The sequence below is a fragment of the Spinactinospora alkalitolerans genome, from assembly GCF_013408795.1.
Taxonomy (GTDB): domain Bacteria; phylum Actinomycetota; class Actinomycetes; order Streptosporangiales; family Streptosporangiaceae; genus Spinactinospora; species Spinactinospora alkalitolerans.
This window is the reverse complement of sequence record NZ_JACCCC010000001.1, coordinates 1,405,313-1,429,673: the sequence shown is the minus strand read 5'-3', so window position 1 is coordinate 1,429,673 and position 24,361 is coordinate 1,405,313. Positions and strand designations below refer to the sequence as shown.

At 73.1% G+C, this 24,361-nt stretch carries 19 protein-coding genes, 1 pseudogene and 1 riboswitch; of the genes and pseudogenes, 7 read left to right on the top strand and 13 right to left on the bottom strand.

From position 1 onward, the window contains the following. Nucleotides 1-7 precede the first annotated feature (7 nt). The gene (rocD, locus tag HDA32_RS06395; protein ID WP_179642324.1) at nucleotides 8-1,285 is read right to left on the bottom strand and encodes an ornithine--oxo-acid transaminase; all 1,278 of its coding nucleotides are present in this window, start codon (nucleotides 1,283-1,285) and stop codon (nucleotides 8-10) included. A 443-nt stretch (nucleotides 1,286-1,728) separates the two neighbouring features. Here rocD and HDA32_RS06390 point away from each other — a divergent pair, with 443 nt between their 5' ends. From HDA32_RS06390 to thiD, 3 genes are all read left to right on the top strand, one after another. After that, on the top strand, nucleotides 1,729-3,372 hold the full coding sequence (locus HDA32_RS06390; RefSeq protein ID WP_246334252.1) for an acyl-CoA synthetase: 1,644 nt from the start codon (nucleotides 1,729-1,731) through the stop codon (nucleotides 3,370-3,372). A gap of 49 nt (nucleotides 3,373-3,421) precedes the next feature. After that, the gene (locus HDA32_RS06385) at nucleotides 3,422-4,528 is read left to right on the top strand and encodes a serine/threonine-protein kinase (RefSeq protein WP_179642323.1); all 1,107 of its coding nucleotides are present in this window, start codon (nucleotides 3,422-3,424) and stop codon (nucleotides 4,526-4,528) included. Nucleotides 4,529-4,574: 46 nt separating this feature from the next. After that, a riboswitch (TPP riboswitch) is annotated at nucleotides 4,575-4,669 on the top strand. Next, on the top strand, nucleotides 4,658-5,485 hold the full coding sequence (thiD, locus tag HDA32_RS06380; protein WP_179642322.1) for a bifunctional hydroxymethylpyrimidine kinase/phosphomethylpyrimidine kinase: 828 nt from the start codon (nucleotides 4,658-4,660) through the stop codon (nucleotides 5,483-5,485). It overlaps the preceding riboswitch by 12 nt. A gap of 80 nt (nucleotides 5,486-5,565) precedes the next feature. On the opposite strand, the gene HDA32_RS06375 is transcribed toward thiD, so the two are convergent. Further along, complete coding sequence (locus HDA32_RS06375) at nucleotides 5,566-6,981, bottom strand: alanine/glycine:cation symporter family protein (protein ID WP_179642321.1); 1,416 nt, start codon at nucleotides 6,979-6,981, stop codon at nucleotides 5,566-5,568. 185 nt (nucleotides 6,982-7,166) lie between these two features. Next, nucleotides 7,167-7,439, bottom strand: coding sequence for a DUF6457 domain-containing protein (locus tag HDA32_RS06370; RefSeq protein ID WP_179642320.1), 273 nt, complete (start codon nucleotides 7,437-7,439; stop codon nucleotides 7,167-7,169). A 95-nt stretch (nucleotides 7,440-7,534) separates the two neighbouring features. On the opposite strand from HDA32_RS06370, the pseudogene HDA32_RS30510 reads away from it, so the two are divergent. After that, a pseudogene (locus HDA32_RS30510) lies at nucleotides 7,535-8,734 on the top strand (glycosyltransferase family 4 protein); the annotation flags it as partial. Nucleotides 8,735-8,796: 62 nt separating this feature from the next. On the opposite strand, the gene HDA32_RS06365 reads toward HDA32_RS30510, so the two are convergent. Next, the gene (locus HDA32_RS06365) at nucleotides 8,797-10,074 is read right to left on the bottom strand and encodes a pyridoxal phosphate-dependent aminotransferase (protein WP_179642319.1); all 1,278 of its coding nucleotides are present in this window, start codon (nucleotides 10,072-10,074) and stop codon (nucleotides 8,797-8,799) included. A 136-nt stretch (nucleotides 10,075-10,210) separates the two neighbouring features. Here HDA32_RS06365 and HDA32_RS06360 point away from each other — a divergent pair, with 136 nt between their 5' ends. Beyond that, the gene (locus HDA32_RS06360; protein ID WP_179642318.1) at nucleotides 10,211-11,176 is read left to right on the top strand and encodes a LysR family transcriptional regulator; all 966 of its coding nucleotides are present in this window, start codon (nucleotides 10,211-10,213) and stop codon (nucleotides 11,174-11,176) included. Here the strand turns inward: HDA32_RS06360 and HDA32_RS06355 are convergent. From HDA32_RS06355 to HDA32_RS06330, 6 genes are all read right to left on the bottom strand, one after another. After that, nucleotides 11,158-11,541: a winged helix-turn-helix transcriptional regulator gene (locus HDA32_RS06355; RefSeq protein WP_179642317.1), complete on the bottom strand. Its 384-nt coding sequence runs from the start codon at nucleotides 11,539-11,541 to the stop codon at nucleotides 11,158-11,160. The genes HDA32_RS06360 and HDA32_RS06355 overlap by 19 nt on opposite strands. A gap of 106 nt (nucleotides 11,542-11,647) precedes the next feature. Continuing rightward, nucleotides 11,648-11,947 (bottom strand): hypothetical protein, encoded by a 300-nt coding sequence (locus tag HDA32_RS06350; RefSeq protein WP_312863062.1) that lies wholly within the window; start codon nucleotides 11,945-11,947, stop codon nucleotides 11,648-11,650. A 330-nt stretch (nucleotides 11,948-12,277) separates the two neighbouring features. After that, the gene (locus HDA32_RS06345) at nucleotides 12,278-13,588 is read right to left on the bottom strand and encodes a glycosyltransferase (RefSeq protein WP_179642315.1); all 1,311 of its coding nucleotides are present in this window, start codon (nucleotides 13,586-13,588) and stop codon (nucleotides 12,278-12,280) included. Then, nucleotides 13,585-14,499 carry a DMT family transporter gene (locus HDA32_RS06340; protein ID WP_179646500.1) on the bottom strand — a complete coding sequence of 305 codons (915 nt, stop codon included), beginning with the start codon at nucleotides 14,497-14,499 and terminating at the stop codon, nucleotides 13,585-13,587. Before HDA32_RS06340 ends, HDA32_RS06345 begins: the two co-directional genes overlap by 4 nt. Nucleotides 14,500-14,914: 415 nt before the next feature. Beyond that, entirely contained in the window at nucleotides 14,915-16,387 is a 1,473-nt protein-coding gene (locus tag HDA32_RS06335) for a fused MFS/spermidine synthase (RefSeq protein ID WP_179642314.1), read from the bottom strand. A 61-nt stretch (nucleotides 16,388-16,448) separates the two neighbouring features. After that, entirely contained in the window at nucleotides 16,449-17,396 is a 948-nt protein-coding gene (locus HDA32_RS06330) for an NAD(P)-dependent oxidoreductase (protein WP_179642313.1), read from the bottom strand. A gap of 338 nt (nucleotides 17,397-17,734) precedes the next feature. Here HDA32_RS06330 and HDA32_RS06325 point away from each other — a divergent pair, with 338 nt between their 5' ends. Further along, nucleotides 17,735-19,315: a beta-N-acetylhexosaminidase gene (locus HDA32_RS06325; protein ID WP_312863061.1), complete on the top strand. Its 1,581-nt coding sequence runs from the start codon at nucleotides 17,735-17,737 to the stop codon at nucleotides 19,313-19,315. A 194-nt stretch (nucleotides 19,316-19,509) separates the two neighbouring features. Here HDA32_RS06325 and HDA32_RS06320 read toward each other — a convergent pair whose 3' ends face one another. Both HDA32_RS06320 and HDA32_RS06315 read right to left on the bottom strand, forming a co-directional pair. Continuing rightward, complete coding sequence (locus HDA32_RS06320; protein WP_179646499.1) at nucleotides 19,510-20,748, bottom strand: type III PLP-dependent enzyme domain-containing protein; 1,239 nt, start codon at nucleotides 20,746-20,748, stop codon at nucleotides 19,510-19,512. Nucleotides 20,749-20,874: 126 nt separating this feature from the next. Next, nucleotides 20,875-21,777 carry a glycerophosphodiester phosphodiesterase gene (locus HDA32_RS06315; RefSeq protein ID WP_179642311.1) on the bottom strand — a complete coding sequence of 301 codons (903 nt, stop codon included), beginning with the start codon at nucleotides 21,775-21,777 and terminating at the stop codon, nucleotides 20,875-20,877. 262 nt (nucleotides 21,778-22,039) lie between these two features. Between HDA32_RS06315 and HDA32_RS06310 the strand changes: the two genes are divergently transcribed. Next, complete coding sequence (locus HDA32_RS06310) at nucleotides 22,040-23,044, top strand: hypothetical protein (protein ID WP_179642310.1); 1,005 nt, start codon at nucleotides 22,040-22,042, stop codon at nucleotides 23,042-23,044. Nucleotides 23,045-23,132: 88 nt separating this feature from the next. On the opposite strand, the gene fahA is transcribed toward HDA32_RS06310, so the two are convergent. Then, complete coding sequence (gene fahA / locus HDA32_RS06305; RefSeq protein WP_179642309.1) at nucleotides 23,133-24,329, bottom strand: fumarylacetoacetase; 1,197 nt, start codon at nucleotides 24,327-24,329, stop codon at nucleotides 23,133-23,135. Nucleotides 24,330-24,361 lie beyond the last annotated feature (32 nt).

Sequence of the window (24,361 nt, the reverse complement as noted above, 5' to 3'; positions counted from 1 at the left end):
CGCGGCCTCACCGACCGGCGCGCAGGTCGGTCAGGACCTCTCCCAGCTGGTCCAGGCCCCAGTTGAGGTCCTCTTCGGTGATGACCAGCGGCGGCGAGAGCCGGATGGTCGAGCCGTGGGTGTCCTTGACCAGCACGCCGCGCTCGGCCAGGCGCTCGCAGAGGTCGCGCCCGGTGGCCAGCGACGCGTCGACGTCGACGCCGGCCCACAGCCCGATGCCGCGCGCGGCGACGACGCCGTTGCCGATGAACTCCTTGATCCTGGTGTTCATCACCTCGCCGAGGCGGCGTGCGTCGTCCAGGTAGGGGCCCTCGCGCAGCATCCGCACGACCGTGCTCCCCATCGCGCAGGCCAGCGGGTTGCCGCCGAACGTGCTGCCGTGCTGGCCCGGCCTGATCACGCCGAGCACGTCGGCGTCGCCGACGACCGCCGAGACCGGCAGGATGCCGCCGCCCAGCGCCTTGCCGAACAGGTAGAGGTCGGCGACGACCCCTGTGTGCTCGCACGCCCGGACCGTGCCGGTGCGCCCGAGGCCCGACTGCACCTCGTCGGCGATGAGCAGCACCTGTTCCCGGTCGCAGATCTCGCGGAGGCGGGGCAGGTAGTCCGGCGGCGGGACGATGACGCCGGCCTCGCCCTGCACCGGCTCGACCAGAACCGCCGCCGTGGTGGCGTCGACCGCGGCGGCGACGGCCTCGGCGTCGCCGTAGGGGACGACGCGGAAGCCCGGGGTGTAGGGGCCGAAGCCGCCGAACGCCTCGGGGTCCTCGGAGAAGGAGACGATGGTGGTGGTGCGGCCGTGGAAGTTGCCCCCGGCCACCACGATGGTGGCCTCGTCGGCCGGGATCGCCTTGACCTCGTAGCCCCACTTGCGGGCGACCTTGATCCCGGTCTCGACCGCCTCGGCCCCGGTGTTCATCGGCAGCACCTGCTCCTTGCCGACGAGCTCGGCGAGCGCGGTGACGTAGGGGGCGAACCGGTCGTTGTAGAAGGCGCGGCTGGTGAGCGTCACCCGGTCCAGTTGGCGGTGCGCCGCGGCGAGCAGTTCGGGATTGTGGTGGCCGAAGTTCATCGCCGAGTACCCGGCCAGGCAGTCGAGGTAGCGGCGGCCCTCGACGTCGGTCACCCATGCGCCGTCGCCTTCGGCGATGACGACGGGCAGAGGGTTGTAGTTGTGCGCCGAGTGCGTCTCGGCGAGTCCGATGTGCTGTGTGGTGGAGACGACGGGGCCGGCAGGATCGCTGCCGCTGACCGCGTCGTGGCCCAGACTGCGCGTGTTGCTCATCCAGTTGCCTCCGATCACCATTGATCGTTGTTCGATCGTTGGATACCCGCTCGGATAACGCACAAAGCGCCCGTTCGGGCGGCCTCAAGCAGTGGAACAGATGGGATCTCGCAGGCGCAAGGGTGCGGTGCCGCCATAGTGGGGCGCCCAGAGCTGTCAGATCGCGCTCTTGCCCCGTGCCCGATGTCGCCCCGACGGCCGGCGCGAATCCGTCGCGGCCGGTCGGGTAGCGCCGTGACCTTGGGCACAGCCGCACGGTGGCGCGTTCGCGCCGTTCCGGGGCCGCGGACCGGGCGGGCGGGGAAAAGCCGTGGCGACACGGGGTTTTCGGCCCGGACCCGTTCCCGGCGCAGACCGCACCCCGGTCGGACGTGACCTGCCCCATACCTGCAGGATCGGTCGTCATACCTGTCCCGGGGTAGAACCGCGACTGAGGGGCACCCATGACCGAAATGCGATGTACCGAACCGGGCCCGAGCGGTTCCGGCGGCCTCTCCCTGCCCGCACTGCTGGAGGCGGTCGCCGGCGCCGTGCCGGAGCGCACCGCGGTGGTCGCCGGGGAGCGCCGCATCTCCTTCGCCGAGCTCGACCGGCGCGCCACCCGCGTGGCCCGGCACCTGTGCGCTGCGGGGGTCCGCCCGGGCGAGCACGTCGCGATTCTGGCGTTCAACCGGGCCGAGTGGCTGGAGTCGGCGTTCGGGGCCTGGCGCGCCGGAACCGTCCCGATCAACGTCAACTACCGCTACGTCGCCGCCGAACTGCGCCACGTCCTGGCCGACTCCGACGCGGTCGCGCTGATCGCCGAGCGCTCGCTCACCGGCCCGGTCGCCGGGATCACGGCCGACCTGCCCAAGCTGCGCCACGTCGTGCTGCTGGACGACGGCTCCGGCGCCGCCCCGCTGGCCGGCGTCGACTACGAGACCGCGCTCGCCCGGGCCGGGGCCGGCTCCCGCGGCCTGCCCCGCACCTCCGGCGACGACCTCTACCTGCTCTACACCGGCGGCACCACCGGCTACCCCAAGGGCGTGATGTGGCGCCAGGAGGACCTGTTCCGGGTGGCTCTGGAGCGCCGTCGCCCCGGCTCGCCCCGCGCGGCCGGCCCCGGCGAACTGGGCGCCCGCGCCGCACGGGCCCGCGGGCGCGCGATGCTGGTCCTGGGCCCGCTGATGCACGCCGCGGGCCAGTGGAACGCCCTGGCCATGCTGTTCAGCGGGCAGACCGTGGTGCTCAACACCGACCGGGCCTTCGATCCGCGCCGCGCCGTGGCGCTGGCCGACCGCGAGGGCGTGCAGATGGTGCAGTGCGTGGGCGACGCCATGGCGCGCCCGTTCGCCCAGCGCCTGCTCGCCGAGCCGCACCGGTGCGCCGGACTGCACGTGCTCAGCTCCGGCGGCACTCCGCTGAGCCCGGCCGTGCGGGAGCTGTGGCGGGCGTGGCGGCCGACTGCCGCCCTCAACGACAGCTACGGCGGCTCCGAGACGGGCGTGTGCGGCGCGTCCGGGGCCGAGGGCGACACCCGCCGCTTCACCATGGGCGCCAGCGTCTCGGTGCTGGACGAGGCGCTGCGGCCGCTGCCGCCCGGCTCCGAGCAGATCGGCCGGATCGCGCGCACCGGCCGGATCCCGCTCGGCTATTACAACGATCCGGCCACGACCGAGCGGACGTTCCCCGTCGATGCCGACGGCCGGCGCTGGGTGATGTCCGGGGACTTCGGCACGGTCGCCGAGGACGGTTCCGTCGTGCTGCTCGGGCGCGGTTCGGCCGTCATCAACACCGGTGGCGAGAAGGTCTACCCCGAAGAGGTGGAGTCCGTCCTCAAGTCGCACCCCGGCATCAGCGACACGATCGTGGTCCCCGCGCCGGACGAACGGCTCGGTCAGCGCGTCACCGCGGTGGTCTCACCCGCGCCCGGCAGCAGTCCCACCGACGAGCAGTTGCGCGACTTCTGCCGCACCAGGCTGGCCGGTTTCAAGGTGCCGCGCCGCTTCCACAGGGTGGAGGAGGTCAAGCGCACCGCGGTGGGCAAGCAGGACTACCGGTGGGCCGCCGCCGTGGTCCGGGACCCGGCGTCCGTGGCCGAGAGGTGACCGTCCGCGCGATGCGCCGGCGGCGATGCCGGCGCTATCGTCGTTGACCATGGGCCCGCAGATACTCGCCGAACGCTACCGACTGGTCGAGCCGATCGGCCACGGCGGCATGGGGACCGTCTGGCGCGCCGAGGACGAACTGCTGCACCGGCAGGTCGCCGTCAAGGAGGTCCGGGTCTCCCGCGACCTGGAGGCCGACGTCCGCGACGAGCTGGTGCGCCGCACCATGCGCGAGGCCCGGATCTGCGCGGGACTGAGCCATCCCTCCATCGTCACCGTCCACGACGTCGTGCAGGAGGCCGACCGGCCGTGGATCATCATGGAGCTGGTCCGCGGCCGCGGACTGGACCAGGTGGTGCAGGACGACGGGCCGCTGCCGCCCCGCCGCGTGGCCGAGATCGGCCGCCGGCTGCTCGCCGCGCTGCGTGCCGCGCACGAGGCCGGCGTGCTGCACCGCGACGTCAAGCCGGGCAACGTGATGCTGCTGCCCGACGGCCGACCGGTGCTCAGCGACTTCGGCATCGCGGTGTCGGACTCCGAGGACAGGCTCACGCTCACCGGACGGCTGCCCGGCTCCCCCGGCTACGTCGCGCCCGAACGGCTGCACGACGGCACCATGACCCCGGCGGCCGACCTGTGGTCGCTGGGCGCGACCCTGTACTTCGCGGTCGAGGGCCGCTCGGCCTACGAGCGCGACACCCCGGCGGCCCGGCTCACCGCGGCGATGCAGGAGGCCCCCGACCCGGCCCGGCGGGCCGGTCCGCTGCGCCCGGTGCTCAACGGCATGCTGCAGCACGACCCCGAGCACCGCCTGGTCGGCGCCGCGCTGGACTCCGCACTGGCCGACGTCGCCGCCGGCGGCACCACCGAGGACCTCACGCCCACTCGGCTCGACGTCTCCGGACTGGCGCCGCCCCGCGCCGTGACCGGGCCGAACACCCCGCTGCCGGTCGGGGCGAAGATGACCATGGGCGCCCCCGGCGGCTTCGGCGCGGCGCACCGCGGCCGCTGGTGGGGCCTGCTCATCTCGCTGCTGGTCGGCATCGTCACGCTGATCCTCGCGCCGCTGCTGGTGGAGTACCTGTCCAGCACGCTGCTACCGGAGGACCAGCCCGGCCCCTCGCCGTCGTCGCAGACGGCCACGCCCGGCGGCTGAGGCGGTCGGGGACGGCGTTCCCGCCATGATCGTTGCTAGCGTTGTCACCATGGGCGCGGGGTGCCGGATCGGTCCGGCTGAGAGCACACCCGTGAACCTGATCTAGGTAGTGCTAGCGAAGGGACGTCCTTGACCAGCTTCAACATCCTGTCCATCGCCGGAACCGACCCCAGCGGCGGCGCGGGGATCCAGGCCGACCTCAAGACCTTCTCGGCCCTGGGCGGCTACGGCATGAGCGTGGTGACCGCGCTCGTCGCACAGACCACGACCGGCGTGCGCGAGGTGCACGAGGTCCCGCCGGAGTTCATCACCAGCCAGCTCGACACGCTCCTGAACGACGTCCGGGTCGACGCGGTCAAGATCGGCATGCTGGGCAACACCGGCGTCATCGACGCCGTGGTCCGGGCCATCGACGACCACCGGCTGCCCAACGTCGTGCTCGACCCGGTCATGGTGGCCAAGAGCGGCGACCGGCTGCTCGCCGCCGACGCGATCGAGGCGGTGCGGTCGCAGCTGCTGCCGCGCGCCGACCTGGTCACGCCGAACCTGCCCGAGGCCGCCGAACTCCTCGGCGAGGAGGAGGTGCACGACCTGGCGTCAATGGGCGAGCAGGCCACGAGGCTGCTGACGCTGGGGGCCAGGCAGGTGCTGCTCAAGGGCGGCCACCTCAGCGGGCAGAGCAGCACCGATCTGCTGGTGGCGGCGGAGGCGGCCCCCGAGACGTTCTCGGCCGAGCGCATCCCCACCAAGAACACCCACGGCACCGGCTGCACGCTGTCCTCGGCGATCGCCGCGCTGCGCCCGCAGCGGCGCGCCTGGTTCGAGGCGGTGCGCGACGCCAAGAACTACCTCACCGAGGCGCTGCGGCACGCCGACGACCTGGAGGTCGGCCACGGCAAGGGCCCCGTCCACCATTTCCACGCCTGGTGGGGCGAGGGGGTCGGGGAGCGCGGCTGAAAGGGGCGGACGGCGAGGGGCGCCGCGGCCGGTGGCCGCGGCGCCCCTTTCGCTCCGCCGCTCGCTGCCCTGCGCCGTCGCTAGCGGACGTCGACCATCGGCGCGTCGGGATTCCTCCAGTCGGGGTTGGCGAAGTACTTCTTGGTCTCGGCGGCCACGATCGGCGAGAGCAGCAGCAGGCCGACCAGGTTCGGCAGCGCCATCAGGCCGTTGGCGATGTCGCTGAAGCTCCAGACCGTGGTCAGCTCGAGGGTCGCCCCGACCATGACCACGAGCGTGAACAGCACCCGGAACGGGACCACGGCCACGCGGCCGAAGAGGAAGTCCATGCAGCGCTCGCCGTAGTAGCACCAGCCGACGATGGTGGTGAAGGCGAAGAACATGACGCTGATGGCGATGATGTAGCCGCCCACCGTGCCCAGGGCCGGCGAGATCACCGAGAGGCCATCGCTCATGGCCGCCGACGTCATCAGCGAGCCGTCCGTCTTGTCGCCCTCCTGCCAGGCGCCGGTGACGATGATGACCAGGCAGGTCATCGTCACGACGATGATGGTGTCGATGAAGGTCTGGGTCATGGAGACCATGGCCTGGCGCACGGGCTGGTCGGTCTTCGCCGACGCGGCCGCGATGCCGCCGGTGCCGAGGCCGGACTCGTTGGAGAAGATGCCGCGCGCCACGCCCTGCTGGATGGCGAACAGCAGCGCCGACCCCAGCAGACCGCCGGTCGCGGCGCTGCCGGTGAACGCGTCGCGGAAGACCAGGGCGATCGCGGCCGGCAGGTCGCCGACGTGCACGATCAGGATGGTCAGCGCGGCGAGGATGTAGACCACGATCATCAGCGGGACGACCCCGGAGGCGAACCGGCCGATGCTCTTGATGCCGCCGAGCACCACCGCGCCGACCACGACCACCATCACGATGCCGGAGACCCAGGTCGGAACGCTCCAGACGCTCTCGAGCTGGGCGGAGACGGTGTTGGCCTGGGTCATGTTGCCGATGCCGAAGGAGGCGAGCGCGCCGAACAGCGCGAACAGCACGCCCAGCGTCTTGCCGAGGCCGCCGCCGAGGCCGCGGCTGAGGTAGAACATCGGGCCGCCGCTCATCTCGCCCTTGCTGTCGGGGCGGCGGTACTTCACGCCGAGCAGCGCCTCGCTGTACTTGGTCGCCATGCCCAGCAGGGCGGTCATCCACATCCAGAACAGCGCGCCCGGGCCGCCGACGCCGATGGCCAGCGCCGCACCGGCGATGTTGCCGACGCCCACCGTGGCGGCCAGCGCCGTGCTCAGAGCCTGGTAGTGCGAGATGTCGCCCTTGGCTCCGCCGTGCTCCTTGCGGCGGATGAGCGCGAGCCACAGGGCGTGGCCGAGCACCCGGAACTGCAGGCCGCCGAGCCGAACCGTGAGGAACAGCCCCGTCAGCAGCAGTAGCGGAATGAGGACGAAGGGTCCCCAGACGACCCCGGAGACCAGGTCCAGAATGCTTTGGAGTTGCTCCATGAACGACTTTCCTTTGGTTCGGTCGGGGATCCGTCATCTCCCCGCGACCACTTGTGGTGGGCGCCGGTCCGATGGCGGTGGTACGTACCGGAGGTGCACCGGGCACGGGATGCAGCCAAACATTTACACCGCTTCGTCACTTTCGCGTCACGGTTCGTCCACGCCCTGATTGCGGCTGCGGCGGGTCAGGGGCGGGAGGAGTCCGGTCGGGCCCGCTCCTCGCCGTCCTCGGCCTGCGCCAGCGCGAGCCGGCTGATGAGGGCCGCCGCGCTCTCGGGGTCGGCGCCGCGGCCCACCGCGATGCCCAGCAGGTAGGTGGTGAGCGGAGCGGCGGGGCGCGCCACGGAGTGCGCGGCGTCCTTGGCCAGGTCGAGGATCCGATCGACGTCGGCCTTGCCGATCTCGTCCTGCAGCTCCAATTCGGCGCAGACGTGCTGCGCCCATTCGGTGAGGGTCACCGGGACTCCTTTCGACGCGGTGGCGCGGGAACGCGCCTCCATGGTCGCGCGAATTCCGCCCGTTCGGAAACCCGCCGCCCCCTCCATCCCCCACGGTGCCGACGCCGCCGCGCTCCGCTCCCCCTCAACGGGCGTTCATCCGCGGACCCGGCCCGGTTCACGTCGGCTGTCTAGCGTCGACGGCGTGGTCCGGCGTCGACGGGCGCCGGAGAGGACCCGCCCTTGGGAGACAGACCCATGCCCGCCACCCCCGCCGCACCCCCTCCACCGACCCGGCGGCGCCGCTGCGCGTCGCGATCGTGACCGAGTCCTTCCTGCCCCAGGTGAACGGTGTGACCAACTCGGTCTGCCGGATCGCCGAACACCTCGCCGCGCGCGGCCACCGGGCCGTCATCCTCGCTCCCGGTCCCGGCCCGGCCCACTACGCCGGCTTCCCGGTGCTGCGCCTGCCCGGTGTTCCGCTGCCGGGATACCGGAGCTTCTCCGTCGGGTTGCCCACCCGCCGACTGATCACCACGGCGCTGCGCGGCTTCGCCCCCGACATCGTCCACCTGGCCTCACCGGCGTTCCTCGGGCACGCGGCGGTGGAGGTCGCGCGGCGCTGGGCGCTGCCCACCGTCGCGGTGTTCCAGACCGACCTGGTCGGCTTCGCCGCCCGCTACGGGATCCCGGCGGGCGACGCGCTGTGGCCCTACCTGCGCCGGATCCACGCCGCCGTGGACCGGACACTGGTCCCCTCCTCCGCGACGCTGCACCGGCTGGCCGAGCGGGACTTCCCCCGGCTCGGCCTGTGGCAGCGCGGTGTGGACGGCGAGCGCTTCCACCCGCGCCACCGCGACGAGGGGCTGCGCCGGCGCCTCGCACCGGGCGGGGAGGTGCTGGTCGGCTACATCGGGCGGCTGGCGCGGGACAAGCGGGTCGGCCTGCTCGCCCACGTCGCGCGGTTGCGCGGGGCGCGGCTGGTGATCGTGGGCGACGGGCCCGACCGGGCGCGGCTGCGCCGGATGCTGCCGGACGCGGTGTTCCTGGGGCAGCGCACCGGCGCGGAGCTGTCCCGGCTGCACGCGAGCCTGGACGTCTTCGTGCACACCGGCGCCGACGAGACGTTCTGCCAGGCCGTGCAGGAGGCGCTGTCCTCGGGCGTACCCGTCGTGGCCCCGGCCTCCGGCGGACCGCTGGACCTGGTGATCCCCGAGCACAACGGGCTGCTGTACGCGCCGGACTCGGTGCGCGAGCTGCGCCTGGCCACCGGCCGGCTGATCCACAGCCCGGACCTGCGCGGTCGCCTGGCCGCGGCCGCCCGCGCCACCGTGTGCGCCCGGACGTGGGATGCGATCAACGACGAGCTCATCGGCCACTACCGCGCCGTCATCGCGCCCAGTGGGGCGGTCACGTCCTCCAGCACCTCGCTGAGCCGGTCCAGGTGGGCGCGGATCCACGGCAGTGCCGTGGGATCGTCGGCGGCCAGGGCGCTGTAGCGCCGGGCCTGGGTGTCGCCGTAGAGCAGGCTGGTCGCCACCCGCAGCCGCAGCGCGTCCCCGCTCTCGCCGAACTCGGCGGCCGGCAGCACGCCCATCCCGTAGGTGTCGAGCAGGAACCGGGCGAGTTCGGGCCCGGTGGTGACCCCGCGCTCCAGGAGCCGCTCCCGCCAGGCGTCGAAGTCGGGGTACAGGTAGAACGCCGCCTGGGGCGCGGCCACCATGGCGCCGGCCGCCGCGAACCGGTCGGCGACGGCGCGCGCGACGATGCCGTGCAGCCGTCGGCTGCGCGCGATGTGGTCGGCGATCTCGGCGGGCTCACCGAAGGCGTAGGCCGCGACCTGCTGGACCGGCCCGGTCGGGCTGGACCAGATCTCGCTGGCCACGCCGAGCAGTTCGGCGCGCAGCCGCCCGCCCAGGTCGTTGTCCGGCAGGCGGGTGACGCCGAGCCGCCAGCCGCCCAGGGCCAGGTTCTTGCTGAGCCCGGTGGAGACGACGGTGCGTTCGGGGGCGAACTCCGCGGGGCTGTGCACGGCGGTGGCGGGGTCGTGCACGAGGTCGCGGTAGATCTCGTCGGAGACGATCACCAGGTCGAGGTCGCGCGCGACCTCGGTGAGCCTGCGGACGGTCTCGCGCGAGGCGACGGTCCCGGTGGGGTTGTCGGGCGTGGTGACGACGACGGCGCGCACGTCTCGCCCGCGGCCGCGGGCCTCGGTCACGGCGGCCTTGAGCAGGTCGGGCTCCGGCACCCCGCCCTGCGCCGGCGGGGTCGGCACCATGATGGGCCGGTGGCCGGCCAGCCGGGCCTGGGCCGCGTAGCTGACCCAGCTCGGTGAGGCGAGGGCGACGTCGCCGCCGATGGCCAGGAGCAGTCCGTAGAGCAGCGGTTTGCTGCCCGGTCCGGCGACCACCAGGTCCGGGTCGGTCCGCAGACCGCGGCGCCGCCAGTACCCCGCCGCAGCGACGCGCAGCTCCTCGATGCCGGCGACCGGGCCGTAGGCGTTTCTGTCACCCCCCGCCGACAGGGCGTCCCGCAGGGCGGGGTGGACGGGCAGGCCCGCTTCACCGAATCCCATCGGCAGGACGGGCAGGCCCCGGCGCCGCTTCTCCGCCATCGCCTCATTGACGGCGAGAGTCGCGGACACGGTGACAGACATCGGGAAATCAACTCCACATACGTCCGGTGACGACGAATGCCGATCACGAGTGCACGAAGATCGACTACCCCCAGCCTGCCCATTCATGTCCATCAGGACAAGCGAGCCTTTTCGATGGGTACCCTAAGGTGGTCTTATGCTCGACCTGCGGCGGTTACATCTTCTTAATGAATTCGCGAACCAGGGCACGATCGCGGCCACCGCCGCGGCCCTGGGCTACACGCCTTCGGCGGTGTCGCAGCAGCTTTCGACGCTGGAGCGCGAGGTGGGCGCGCCGCTGCTCGACCGCACCGCGCGCAGCGCCGAACTCACCGACGCCGGCAGACTGCTCGCCGAGCAGGCCGAGCAGATCCTGGCGATGGTCGAGGCCGCCGAATCGGTGCTGGCCTCGCAGGCCGGCGTGGCGCTGGGCCGGGTCACCATGACGGCGTTCCCGACCGCGGCGGTGGCGTTCGCGCCGTCGCTGGCCCAGCGCCTGGGCGAGCACGAGGGCATGCAGCTGGTGCTGCGCCAGACCATGGAGGGCACGGGGACCCGCCTGGTCAGCACCGCCGAGGTCGACGTCGCCCTGGTCGACGACTGGTCGGGCCGCCGCCCCGACAGCGCAGCGGGCAAGCTCCGCCACTACCACCTGCTGCACGACCCCATGGTGCTCGCCGTGCCCGAGGAGCATCCGCTGGCCGATCCCGACGTCGAGGTGGACCTGCGCCGACTGCGCGACGAGTCATGGGTGACGGCGCCGCAGGGCGAGCCCTCCCGCGGCGCGACCGACCGGCTGCTGGCCGAGTTCGGCGGCGCCCCGGCCGCCGCCTGGGAGTTCGAGGGGCTGGGCACCATCCTCAGCCTGGTGTCGCGCGGGATCGGGATCGCGGCGGTGCCCGCGCTGGCGCTCACCGCCGGAACCGGAGGGATCGCCATACGCCGCCTGCCGCACGGCGCGCCGGTGCGCGACGTCTACGCCGTGGTGCGCGGCGGCAGCGTGCGGCGCCCGGCGATCAACGCCACCCTCCAGGCGCTCTACGCCGCGGCGCAGGACGTGCGCCGTGCGCTCGGGGCGACGCCGGGCGCGGACGCCGTGAGCGGTCAACGGCCGGCGTCGTAGCGCTCGCGCGCCCGCAGGACGCGCGGCAGGCCGGCCTCGGCCCAATCCCGCAGCGCGTCCAGCGGGGCGACGGCGTCGCGCCCGAGGTCGGTGAGCCGGTACTCCACGCGGGGCGGCACCTCGGCGTGGACCTCGCGTTCGACGAGTCCGTCGCGCTCCAGCTCGCGCAGCGTGTGGGTGAGGACCTTCGGCGTCACCCCGCCGATGGCGCAGCGCAGCTCCGAGAAGCGGTGTGTGCCCCGGACCAGGTGCAGGATGACCAGCACACTCCACTTGTCGCCGACGCGGTCGATGAGCCGGCGGGTGGGACAGGCGGGGTCGTCGAGGTCACCGGGCCGGTCCGGCGTCGACTCCTTGCTCTCCATGTCGAAAGCATATGTCGCCGATGCGCCGATATCTGATGGAAACCACTGGAGTGACCTGCCGGTTCAACGCACGCATCGGCGGCCGTCGGTACCGGGGCGATCACGCTCAGCCCTCGACGTACCCGTCGGCGCAGCCGCCCACCACGGGGAGGCGGCGGCGCAGCCGCTGGAGGCGGCGTCGCAGGCGGCGCGCGATGTGGCGGGTCCGGTCCCGATCCTCCCGCGCGTTCCACCAGCGGGCGTAGGCGTCGATGCGCTCCCGCCGCAGCACGTCGAGTTCGGTCTCCAGCAGCCGCACCCTGCGCGCCAGTTCGGCGTGCTCGCGTTCGTGGACGGCCATCACGGCCTCGTGGGCGTCGGCGTCGCGCTCCGCGCGGTCGATCCGGGCCGTCAGCCCATCGACCACGGACGATGACCCGCTGCGTCTGCCCCCAACGAACCACACGTGTGAGGGTGTTTCCCGGACCAGGGAGATATCACCGGAACGTGTCGCAAAAAGTACGGAAAGTGACGTAGGCGCCGGGCCGAACCATTCCGTCCCGGCGCCCGATGCGCGGCTAGATGTGCTACTGACGTTGACGGGAGAGGGCTGGGACTGTCTCCGGGTCCCTGCCGTGGTTGTGCGGGCCCGGTGGGGCTGTCGTCGGCGCGCCGGCGCTGACGGCGGCCTTCCCAGGTCATGCGGTGGTGAACGGAGGACTTCGACCACAGCCCTCCACCCCCGCGGTCAGTTCGTCTAGGCCGCCATCGCGGACCGGCGCCCGGCCCGAGGGAGACCGGTGGTGACGAGGCCGTACTGCGACGGGACCGTGCGGGTCGGCCGGACCTCGGCGTAGATCTCCTCGAACCGGTCCAGCGAGCGCCGGTGGTCGTGGGTCTGCGCGATCTCCCTGCTGGCCGCGCCCATGGCCGCCCGGCGCTCCGGGGACTCCAGGACCGCGAGCAGGTGCCGGGTCAGCGCGGGGACGTCTCCGGGAGCGTAGAGGTAGCCGTTGCGGTCCGGGTGCACCAGGTGCGGCAGCGCCAGCGCGTCGGCCGCCACCACGGGCAGCCCGGTGGACATCGCCTCCAGTGTCGCGATGCTCTGCAGCTCGGCGACGCTGCCGATCGCGAACACGTCGGCGGCGAGGTAGGCCAGCGGCAGCTCGTCGTCGGGGACGAAACCGAGGAAGCGCACCCGGTCGGCCAGGCCCAGCGACTCGGCGAGCCGCTTCAACTCGGCCTGGCGCTGTCCGGTGCCGACCAGGGCCAACTGGGCGTCGCGGCGATCGAGCAGCCCCGGCATGGCCCGGATCAGGTCGTCGATGCGCTTCTCCTCGTCGAGCCGGCCGACGAACACCATGGTCTCGCGGTCGGGCAGATCGAAATGCCGACGCGCCTCCCTGCGCTTGTCCGGGCGCGGCTGGAAGCGCTCCAGGTCGATGCCGCACGAGACGGCCTCGATCGGGCGGCTGAAGCCCTTGGCGGACAGCAGCCTGGCCGCGCGCTCGGTGGGCGTGGTGACGCAGTCGGCCTCATAGGCGATACGGATCATGTCCCGCCAGGCCAGCGCACCGACGAGCGTGTGCAGGCGATCGGGGACGTGGGCGTGGGCGAACAGGTTGTCCGGCATGAAGTGGTTGGTCAGCACAACCGGCGTGCCCGATGTGCGGGCGCCGCGGATCGCGGCGCGGCTGATCGTGAAGTGGCTCTGGGCGTGCACGACGTGCGGGGCGAGCCGGTCGATGATCCGGGCGACGTGCCCGGTCACGCCGAGCGGCACGGCGGTGCGCATCGTGGGGTGGACCAGGACCGAGGCCGAGCGCAGCCGGTGCAGCGTGACGCCGTCGGCGTGCTCCACCCTCGGCCGGCCCGCGGCCGAGGCGCACACCACGTGGACGTCGTCGCCGCGCGCGGCCAGGCCGGTGGCCAGGCGGTAGGTGAAGTAGCCTGCGCCGTTGACGTCCGGCGGGTAGGTGTCGGTGGCGATCAGGATCCGGCTCCGCGAGCCCGGGGCCCGGTTCGCGCTGCTCCTGGCGGCGGGGGATCGCCGACTTGTCGCGGTCATGTCGCTTCTCCTGAAGTCGTGCGGACGAGATCGGTCCGGGATTTCCCACTGGTGCGTCCGGCGGCCTCGGGGTTGCGGTTCTTCGCCCTGGCCAGCACCGCCGTCCCCACGATGGCCAGGAGCGCGGCGGCCGTGGCCAGCACCTGGTCCAGCGGCGTCGTGGGCAGCCCCTCCCCCAGCAGCAGCGTGCCGATCCCCGCGCCCGTGATGGGATCGACGACCAGGAGCGTCGCGTAGGCCGCGGCGAAGTGGCCGGTGCGGTAGGCGTTCTGCTGGAGCAGCCCGCCGAACACCGCGACGACCACGGCCAGCACGGTGAGCCAACTGAAGACCGCCGTGAACTGCGTCGCCGTGTCGGAGGCCACCACCCGGGCCAGAGCCGAGGTCGTGCCCAGCGCGGCGCCCCCGAGCGTCGCCAGCAGCACGGCCCTGGGCCCTGCCGGCACCCAGTGGGCCGCGGCGTAGGCGACCGCGCCCGCGGCGATGACGCCGCCGGTGAGCAGCAGCGCCGTCGACATGGGCATGACGGGCTGGACCGAGGTGTGCGGGAACAGCAGCAGCACGCCGCTCAGCCCGACCATGACCGCCAGGCCGGCGACGACCTGGCTCGCGCGGACGCGGCGCCGGTTGAACAGCGCGGAGAGCACGATCGCGAACAGCAGGCCGGTGACCCCGATCGGCTGGATGATGGTCAGCGGCGCCCCACTGAGCGCGACGAGGTGCAGCGAAACGCCGGCCGCGGCGGCCAGCGTGCCGAAGATCCATCGGGGCCGCCGGACCAGGTGGAGCAGAAAGCCCATCCGGGCGATGCTGTGTCCGGGGGCGCGAACGGCGTCGCGTTCCTGCAGCGCCGAGCCGAGCGCCATGCAGAACGCGCCGGCGAGCGCGATGCCCACCGACCAGATCAGCATGGCGGCCACGACCCTCCGGTTCGGACGCCGCGGCCGTGGTGGCTCCTCACGGCGTTCCTCCCCTCCTCCGATTCGGCGTCCCGGCGACGCCGATCACAGGAAAACCGTACGAAGAGGGGCGGTGGAGAGGCGATACAGTCACCACCCGGAGCCCGGTAGTGCCAGCCCCACCATCGGTGCGGGACGGCGGTGCGCCGGTCGGGCCCGCCCGTTTCGATTCGTGCATGTGAATCACCCCCGCTCCCCCGCTACCCGCTCTCCCGCCGGAAACGACCGGCCGCGCGCGCCCGTGTCGCGGGTCCGCCCTGCGGCCGTCGCTCAAACGGTAGGTATTCCGCTCCCGCTTGGCCTCGTCCGGAAGGCGGGGAGTCCGGGGAGGGAACTCCGCCGGAAATGTGCGGCCGACCGGCGGCGATCAGGTGAGGTAGGGCGTGAGCAACTGGTCGACGGGGGCGTGGTCGTCGGTGAGGACCATCCCGTCGCGGATCCAGTGCCGGAGGAGGCCGGCCTCGACGAGCCGGCCGGGCTCCTCGGCGTCGGCGACGGCGCGCTCCAGCGCGCCGGTCTCGATCGGGTCGTCGGCGGCGACGATGACGTGGTTGCCCCCGGCCGGGGAGCCGAACCCGTCGCGGTGGCCGATGACCCGGACGTGGTCGAAGACCGTGGCCAGCGTGGCGACCTCGGCGGCGAGGAAGTCCCTGGGGCCGCGGTCGATGATGTTGGCGACGTAGACGCCCCCGGGGCGCAGCACCCGGTGGATCTCGGTGGCGAACTCGCGGGTGGTCAGGTGCCAGGGGACGCTGAGGCCGCCGAAGGCGTCGCCCACGACGACGTCGTAGGCGCCGGTGCCGGACCCGGTGATGGCGATGCGGGCGTCGCCGTGGCGCACCGACAACTCCGGCCCGGTGCGCAGGCCCAGCTCGGTCCGTGCCATCTCGGTGACGGCCGGATCGACCTCGAAGACCTCGCTGTCGGAGCCGGGGCGGGTCTCGGCCAGCCACCGGGGCAGGGTGTAGGCGCCGCCGCCCACGTGCAGCGCCGACAGCCCGCCCTCGGGGGCGAGGGTCTCGATCGCGGCGCCGAACCACTGGGTGTAGCCGAACTCCAGGTGTCCGGGGTCGTCGAGGTCGACGTAGCCGTGGCGGAGGTCGTCGAGGACGAGCACGCGCCCGGAGGGGCGGTCGGGATCGGACTCCACGCGGGCGCAGTAGTAGGCCGTCTCGGCGTCGCACGGGGAGCGCACGCCGACGAGCAGGCCCGCGCCGAGCAGGGCGACCGCGAGCATGGCCGGGCCCTGTCTGCGGTCGCCCGGCAGGCCGTGGCGCAGCAGGAGGAAGCCCCCGAAGGCGATCAGGCCGCCGCCCGTGGCCAGCAGCACGACGGAGACAGGGAACGCGGCGATGAGGACGTAGCCGGTCAGGAACGTCCCGGCGAGCGCGCCGACGGTGCCCCAGGCACTGAACCGGCCGACGATGCTGCCGGTGCGGTCGAGGTCGGCCAACTGGGTCTTGACCACGACCGGGGTGACGGCGGACAGCAGCGCCACCGGCAGGGCGATGCTGGAGGCGACCAGCAGCAGCGCGGTGATCGGCCCCGCTCCGGTCAGGGACGGGCCGAGCCCCAGCACGATCGGGCGCGCCAGCATGGTCAGTCCGCCGCCGAACACCAGCAGTGGTCCCAGCAGCTTGAGCGGGGGTCTGCGGTCGGCCGCGTCCCCGCCGTACTTCGCGCCGAGGGCGATGGCGCCCAGGGCCACGCCGATGGCCGCGGTGTAGGTCTCCAGCGTGTCGCCGGCGTAGGGCGCGGCCAGCCGGACCACGGCGACCTCGAGCACGAGGACGACCGCCGACGAGAGGATGACGACCGCCGTGGCCAGGATTCGGTTCACCCGTCCGAGCGTACCCGCGCCGGGGCCCCGGCCCCTCTGGTGAGGCGCTGCCAGGTCGGCGTCAGGCCGACACCAGGGGCGATTCGGAGTCGGAGCGGACCACGGGGTCCAGGGGGATGCCGCGGTCCCGCCAGGCCAGGACGTTGCGGGCCAGGCGGAGGACCCGGTCGCGGGTGTAGTGCACCGGCTTGGCGGGGGCGCTCGGCGAGATCAGCACCGCCGGGTGGCTGCGCAGCGGGCAGAGCTCGTGGGCGTGCCGGTCGGCGGCGGGCGTGTGACCGGAGGCCAGGCCGGCCAGCCTGCCGGTGTGCAGCGCCGTGAGAACGTCCTTGCGGTCGACCAGGCCGTGGCGGGCGATGTTGACCAGGATCGCGCCGCGGCGCATCCTGGCGATGGCCCCGGCGTCGATCATGCCGGCGGTCTCCGAGGTGAGCGGCGTGTGCAGGGAGACCACGTCGCAGGCGGGCAGCAGCGCTCCGAGGTCCAGCCGGTCCACGCCCGGGGGCCACGCGCGCGCGTAGGGGTCGACGCCGACGATCCGGCCGAACAAGGGGCGGGCGAGTTCGGCGAAGCGGGTGGCGACCTTGCTCATGCCGACCAGGCCGAGGGTGAGGTCGCGCGGGCGCCGGTGGTCGCCGTGGTCGCGGGCGAGCCTGCGCAACTGGGCGAGCGCGAGGGCCAGGGCGTGGTGGGCGACCTGGTCGACCTCCCTGCCCTGCGGGAGGCGGGCCACCCACAGGCCGCGCCGCTCGGCGGCGGCCGCGTCGACGGGGGCGTCGTCGCTCATGGACACGACCAGGCGCAGCGCGGGCAGCCGGTCCAGCAGCGCCGCGTCCACGGCGGTGTCGTGCACGATGAGCGCCACCGCTGCGGGGGCCCCGGCGGCGATCCGCCCGGGCTCGCTCGTTCCGAGCACCCGCACGTCGAAGCCCTCACCGGTGAGCAGTTCCACTGCGGGAGCGGGGTCGAGCCCTCCGGTGTCCGCGATGGCCACGCACGGGTCGGCCACGAGCCACCTCCACAAGGTCGAAGACGGTCAAGAACCGGTCATCAGCTTTGAAAAGTACCTTTTGGAGCCCCGGAGCGACAGTGCTCCGGAGGCGCCGCTCGGCGTCGTTCCGGTGAGAAGTCCGTGTTCTGCGGGATCGGCGGCCGCGGAGGGACCCGATGAGATATCGGTCACGTAGCTCTGCGCGCCCGCGTCGCCCCTCTCCGTGGTCGTCCGTGTTCGGTGGCCGCACGCCCGCGCCCCGTTCCGGGCTCCTCACCCGCGCCGGTATGTCGTTTTCGCGCCGATCGTGGCAGCATGAGCGGGACCACTGGTCTAGACCGGAAGAGGAGCTCCCCGTGCCCGAACGCCTGCTGGTCCCCCGCCCCGCCGAACACCTCCCCGGTGAGGGCGAAGGGTTCGGCCTCGACGCCGACACCCGGATCGACGCCGACGCCGCCGCCGGGGGCACCGCCGCGTGGCTGCGCGCGGAACTGGGCGCGGCCACCGGGCTGCCGTTGGCGCCCGGAGACGGCGGCGGCCCGCTGATCCGGCTGCGCGTGGACGCGACCGCAGGGCTCGGCGCCGAGGGCTACCGGCTGGCGGTCGACGCCTCGGGCGCGCGGATCACCGGGCACGACGCCGCCGGCGTCTTCTACGGCGCCCAGACCCTGCGCCAACTGCTGCCCGCCTCCGCCTACCGGCGCGCGCCGCTGGACACCGGGGCATGGACGCTGCCGGCGGTCCGGATCACCGACCGGCCGCGGTTCGGCTGGCGCGGCTGCATGCTCGACGTCGCGCGGCACTTCATGCCGAAGCACGACGTGCTGCGCTTCATCGACCTCATGGCCCTGCACAAGCTGAACGTGCTGCACCTGCACCTGACCGACGACCAGGGCTGGCGGATCGAGATCAAGCGCTACCCCCGGCTCACCGAGGTGGCGTCGTGGCGGCGGGAGAGCCAGGTCGGCGCGGCGCAGCCGCCCGTCTTCGACGGCCGCCCGCACGGCGGCTTCTACACCCAGGACGACATCCGCGAGATCGTCGGCTACGCCGCGGCCCGCCACATCACGGTGGTCCCGGAGATCGACGTGCCCGGCCACTCCCAGGCCGCCATCGCCGCCCACCCCGAACTCGGCGCGGGCGAGCGGCTGGAGGTCGGCACGGAGTGGGGGATCATCGACAACGTCCTCGACGTCTCCGACACCGTGCTGGAGTTCTACCGCACCGTCTTCGACGAGGTCATGGAGTTGTTCCCCGGCGAATACATCTGCGTCGGGGGCGACGAGTGCCCGAAGAAGCAGTGGAAGGCCTCCGAGTCGGCCCAGGCCCGGATCGAGGCCGAGGGGCTGGCCGACGAGGACGAGCTGCAGAGCTGGTTCATCCGGCACTTCGACGACCACTTCACCGCGCGCGGCCGGCGGCTGCTGGGCTGGGACGAGATCCTGCAGGGCGGCCTGGCCCCCGGCGCGACGGTGGTCTCGTGGCAGGGGACCGAGGGGGGCGTCGCGGCCGCCCGCGCGGGGCACGACGTCGTGATGTGCCCGACCCGGACCTCCTACCTGGACTACCGGCAGTCCGCCGGCGAGGAGCCGATCCCGGTCGGCACCGTGCTGGGCCTCGCCGACGTCTACGCCGCCGACCCGGTGCCGGCCGAGCTGACAGGGCCGGAGGCGCGGCACGTGATCGGCGCGCAGGTCAACGTCTGGACCGAGCACATGGACTCGCCGCGCACGGTGGACTACATGGTCTTCCCTCGACTCTCGGCGTTCGCCGAGGCCGTCTGGTGGGCCGGTGAGCGCGACTACACCGAGTTCCTGCCCAGGCTGGAGTCGCACCTGGAGCGCCTGGACGCGATCGGCGTCGAGTACCGTCCCCTGGACGGCCCGCGCCCCTGGCAGCTCCGCCCGGGAGTCAAGGGACGCGGCCGAGCCGACTAGAGCCGATGCCGTTCAGTCGGCGCTGCGCGATATCCGTCAAGGCGGCCACGGGGCCAGGGCTCCCCCGGCCGAAGTCCACGGAATCAGGCCGTCGTCAGCGCGTCGGACGCGCTCGGCCACGGGGAGAACCGTCGGCCACCGGCGTGCCACTGACCCGCGAACCTTGACTTCACGGCATTGCGGCCAGAGGCCGACTAGAAGTAGGTCCGCAGCACGTCGACGACGGTGTCGTCGTCGGCGACGACCGGGATGAGGCGCCAGCGGTCGAATGCGGTGCACGGGTGGGAGATGCCGAAGCCCACCAGGTCGCCGGGGGCCACCCGTACGCCCGCGGGCAGGCTGAGGTAGGCGTGGTGGTCGTTGAGGGCGGTGACCTCGGCCCCGGAGAGGTCCGCCTGCTCACCGTCCGGGCGGCGCAGCACCCGCGGGACGGGCGGGCCCGCGTCGGAGTTGGCCTCCCTGCGGCCCATGGTGGCGATGGCCAGGCCGGGTTCGGGCACCGAGGAGATCTGCGCCCAGATCTCCAGCGCTCCGGCGAGGTCGTCCTCCGCGCCGCCGGCCCGGCGGAACGGCGAGTTGCGGTGGTAGAGGCCGTCGTCGTGGGCCACGTAGGCCCCGCTGCGCAGGACCACGCGCAGGTCGCCGCGGTCGGCCAGCTCTTCGGCGACGACGTCGAACCAGGAGCTGCCGCCCACGGACAGGATCGGCGGAGCGGCCACCAGCCCCTCGGCGCCCAGGCGCGCCGCGTCCCCGGCCAGCCCGCGGACGAAGTCGCGCACGGCGTCGCCGGTGGCCAGCCCGCCCTCGTACCCGGCGACGCCGGCGAGCTCCAGTCCCGGCGCCGCGGCGACGGCGCGGGCGACCTCCATGACCTGGTCCTCGGTGCGGCAGCCGGTCCGGCCGCCGGGGAAGCCCCGCTCGACCAGCATCCGCAGCGGGCGCCCTCCGGGCCGCCGCGCGACGGCGCCGGCCGCGACTTCGACGCCGGCCGGCGAGTCGGCGTAGCAGAGGAATTCGAAGTCGGGGTCGCGGTCCAGCTCCGCCGCGATCCAGCGCAGCGCCGTGGCGTCGAGCAGCTCGTTGGCGAGCAGCACCCGCGGCATGCCGAAGCGCCGGTAGGCCAGCACCTGGTTGGCCGTTGCCGCCGTGAGGCCCCAGGCTCCGGCGTCGAGCTGGGCCTGGAACAGAACGGGCGCCATGGAGGTCTTGCCGTGCGGGGCGAAGGTGAGCCCGTGCGCGGCGGTGAACTCGGCCAGGGCCGCGATGTTGCGCTCCAGCTTCGAGCGCCGCAGCACCATGATCGGCCAGGTGAACGCGCCGCCGAACAGGTGGGGGCGGCGCGCCGCGAACTCGCTGACCGCGATCGGCCGCCCCGGCCACCAGAATCCGGTCGCCCGCCAGTCGATCTGCTCGTCGGGAATACGCAGCCTGATCCGCTCCACGACTTCTGCCCCTCGCTCGTTGCGTCGACTCGCCCGCCGCGAGCATAGCCGCCCGCCGGCCCGGGGCTCCGCGAAGACGCGGTCCCGGTCCGGCGGGAACAGGGCCGGCGCCGGGTGCTAGGCGGTCTCCTCCGCGATGACCTTGCGCAGCACGTCGGGGTAGTCGGAGATGATGCCGTCGACGCCCTTGGCGATGGCGGCGCGCATGTCGGCGGGCTCGTTGACCGTGTAGACGTAGGTCTCCAGTCCCGCGTCGTGCACGGCGTCGACGTAGTCGGCGTCGATCCGGGTGTGGCTGGGGTTGATCTGGTCGGCCCACTCGGCGTAGTCGGCGATCTCGTCCTCGGGCACGACGCCCAGCAGGCCGTGCGGGATGCGCGGCAGGATCCGGTGCGAGGTCTCCACGGAGTCCCAGTCGAAGCTCTGGATCACCAGGCGGTGCGCGCGGTGCGGGCGGGCCGGGGCCAGCCACCACGGGTTGTCCTTGAGCGTCGAGGCGATCTGCTCCTCGATGCCCGGGTACAGCTCGGGCGACTTGACCTCCAGCAGCAGGTTCAGCCGGTGCTCGCGCAGCCGGTCGAGGCCCTCCTGCAGGGTCGGGACCGGTTCGCCGGCGTAGGCCGCGTCGAACCAGGACCCGGCGTCGAGCCGGCGGATCTCGGCCAGCGTGAAGTCGGCGACGGCGTAGGACTCGCGGTCGGGGAAGACCGACTCGACGTCGGTGGTGCGGACGAGGTCGGTGTCGTGGACGAGCACCAGTTCCCCGTCCTTGGTGCGCTGGACGTCGACCTCGACGGTGCCGGCGCCGCGCGCCTCGGCCTCGTCGATCGCGGCCAGCGTGTTCTCCGGAGCGTAGGCCGAGGCGCCCCGGTGTGCGACGTCGACCACGGTGGGCCGTGCGCCGCCGGAGCCGGCGCGGTCACCTGCCTCCCCAGCTCCGGGGGCCGCGGCGGCCACGCCCGCGCCGCTGACGGCGACGCAGGTGGCGGTGATGGCGATGAATCCCAGCCGTCTGAACATGGCGCTCCCTCATCGAGCCCGATTCACTGACCGTCTCAGGCTCATAGCGATCGGTTACCGACAGATGTCGGCCAGGCGAGCCGCCGATGCCCCTCCGGAGAATCCCTTCCGTTAGCACCGACGGACGACCGCCCGCCTCGCCGAACACACATCAGGTTGTAAGCATTTGATTACTTATTGCAAGACCTTTGGGGCGACCAGTACACACCGTAACCTCGTGTGTTGCAATCATGACGTTGAGTAGTCACACGAAAGGTCGAACATGCGCAAGCCACATAAGACGTGGGTCGCTCTGGCGGCGGCGGCCGCCGTGTCGGTGACCGGATTCGGCGCCCTCGGCGCAACGGCGGCGGCCGCGGACCGGCCCGCGCTGTCCTGGGACGTGCCGGGACAGGAGTCGTCGTACTCACTGGACGGGTTCAGCATCGGCTACCTGCCGCCCGGCCTCGAGGGCCAGAGCATGAAGACCCACGCCGCCGCCGAGGACGGCGCCCGCACCTCCTATGTCGCGTGGACGGAGGGCCGCGGCGCCACCAACGGCAAGGTGACGATCATCCGCTCCGACGAGATCAGGACCCTGGAGGACCTGCGCGACAGCCGCTACCGGCGGCTCGACGCGGAGTCGCTGGAGAAGATCGACAACAACGGACGCGAGGCGTACCTGTCGAGGTCCACCGGCGACCTGTTCTGGGTCGAGCGGCCGGGGGTCGGCGTGCTGGTGTACCTGCGGCCGGAGCGGTGGGACTCCGGCGAACTGGTCAGGATGGGCGAGGGCGTCCAGGAGCGGAGGGGGTTCGTCCGGCCCACCTTCGACGGGTTCGATGGCGTGAGCGCGCAGTTCGTCTCGGTGGGACGGAGCCGGGACGGCGAGCCGTCCGCGGATTCGGGCTACTGGAACGAGGCCGGGGAGGACTCGCAGGACTCCAAGGACGCGGCGGACACCGCGGCCGTCAAGCAGTGCCTGGCCGATTACGTGCTCACTCCCCCGCCCTCCGCCCTGAGCGAGGACATGGCCAAGGTGCAGTGGGACGAGGAGCGGTGGAACGAGGCGGCGGCGCCCGAGCGCAAGGCCGCGGTCGACCACTGCGCCGAGCAGCTCGGCATCGAGAAGTGGCGGATCAACGCCCTGCTGGCCGAGACGGAGAAGCCGGCGGAGGAGGAGTCGGCCGACGACGAGACCGAGACGCCCCGCTCCGACGAGGCCGAGGAGCCCCGCTCCAAGACCGAGGAGTGGCCCTGGCCGTGGACCATGCTGCCCTGGCTGTAACCGGTCGGCGCCGGCCCGCCGGGCGGGCGCGCGTCCGGTCGTCCACCGGGCGCCGGGGCCTGCGGGGCGCTGATCCGCCGGGCAGGCCCTACCCGCAGGCGGGCCGGACCGTTCCCGTGACCTCGCCGAGGTTGATGGTGCCGCCGGCCATGCCCCGCGCCGTCGCGGAGACGGCGACCGCGTCGCCGTCCTCCAGGAACGTGCGGACGGACCCGTCCGCCAGCGTCAGCGGCTCGGCGCCGCCCCAGCTCAGTTCCAGCAGGGAGCCGCGCTGGTCGCGGCGGGAGCCGGAGACCGTGCCGGACGCGTAGAGGTCGCCGGTGCGCAGCGACGCCCCGTTGCTGGTGAGGTGGGCCAGCATCTGGTCGGCCGTCCAGTACATCGCCGCATAGGGCGGGCGGGAGACGACCTCCCCGTTGAGGCGCACCTCCAGCGCGAGGTCCAGGCCCCAGTCGGCGACGCGGTGCAGGTGCGGCAGCGGCTCCGGCGTCTGCTCGCGCCCGGCGAACCGGGCCGCGCCCAGGGCGTCGAGCGGCACCACCCACGGCGACACCGACGTGGCGAACGACTTGCCCAGGAACGGGCCGAGCGGGACGTACTCCCACGCCTGGATGTCGCGTGCGCTCCAGTCGTTGACCAGGACGACGCCGAACACGTGCTCGGCGAAGTCGGAGACCGGCACCGGCCGCCCCATCGACGTCCCCTTGCCCACGACGAACCCCAGCTCGGCCTCGATGTCGAGCCGGGTGCTCGGCCCGAACAGCGGGCCGTCGGAGTCGGGGGACCTCCGCTGCCCCGAGGGGCGCACGATGTCGGTCCCCGAGGGCACCACCGTCCCGGAGCGGCCGTGGTAGCCCACCGGCAGGTGCCGCCAGTTCGGCTTGAGCGGCTCCTCGTCGGGGCGGAAGATCCTGCCGACGTTGGAGGCGTGCTCCAGCGAGCAGTAGAAGTCGACGTAGTCGGCGACCTCGAAGGGGGGCCGCAGGTCCACCTCGCCCAGCGGGACCAGATGAGGCTCGGCGGAGGCGCGGCCGCCCTCGCTGGTCAGCATCCCCGAGACCTTGGCCCGGGTGGCCCGCCACGCGGTGGACCCGCGCGCCATGAACGGATTGAGCGAGGGCGCCGAGAACTCGGGGTCCCCCAGGGCCGCGGCGAGGTCGAGGACGTGGTCGCCCACGCGCACGCCCACCCGCGGTCCCCCGCCGGAGCGGGTGAACACCCCGTAGGGCAGGTTGTCGGCGCCGAACCCGGATTCGTCGGCTCCGGGTACCCAACTGCTTGTCACGGTCCTCCTCGTTGTGTGGATGTCACCCGCCG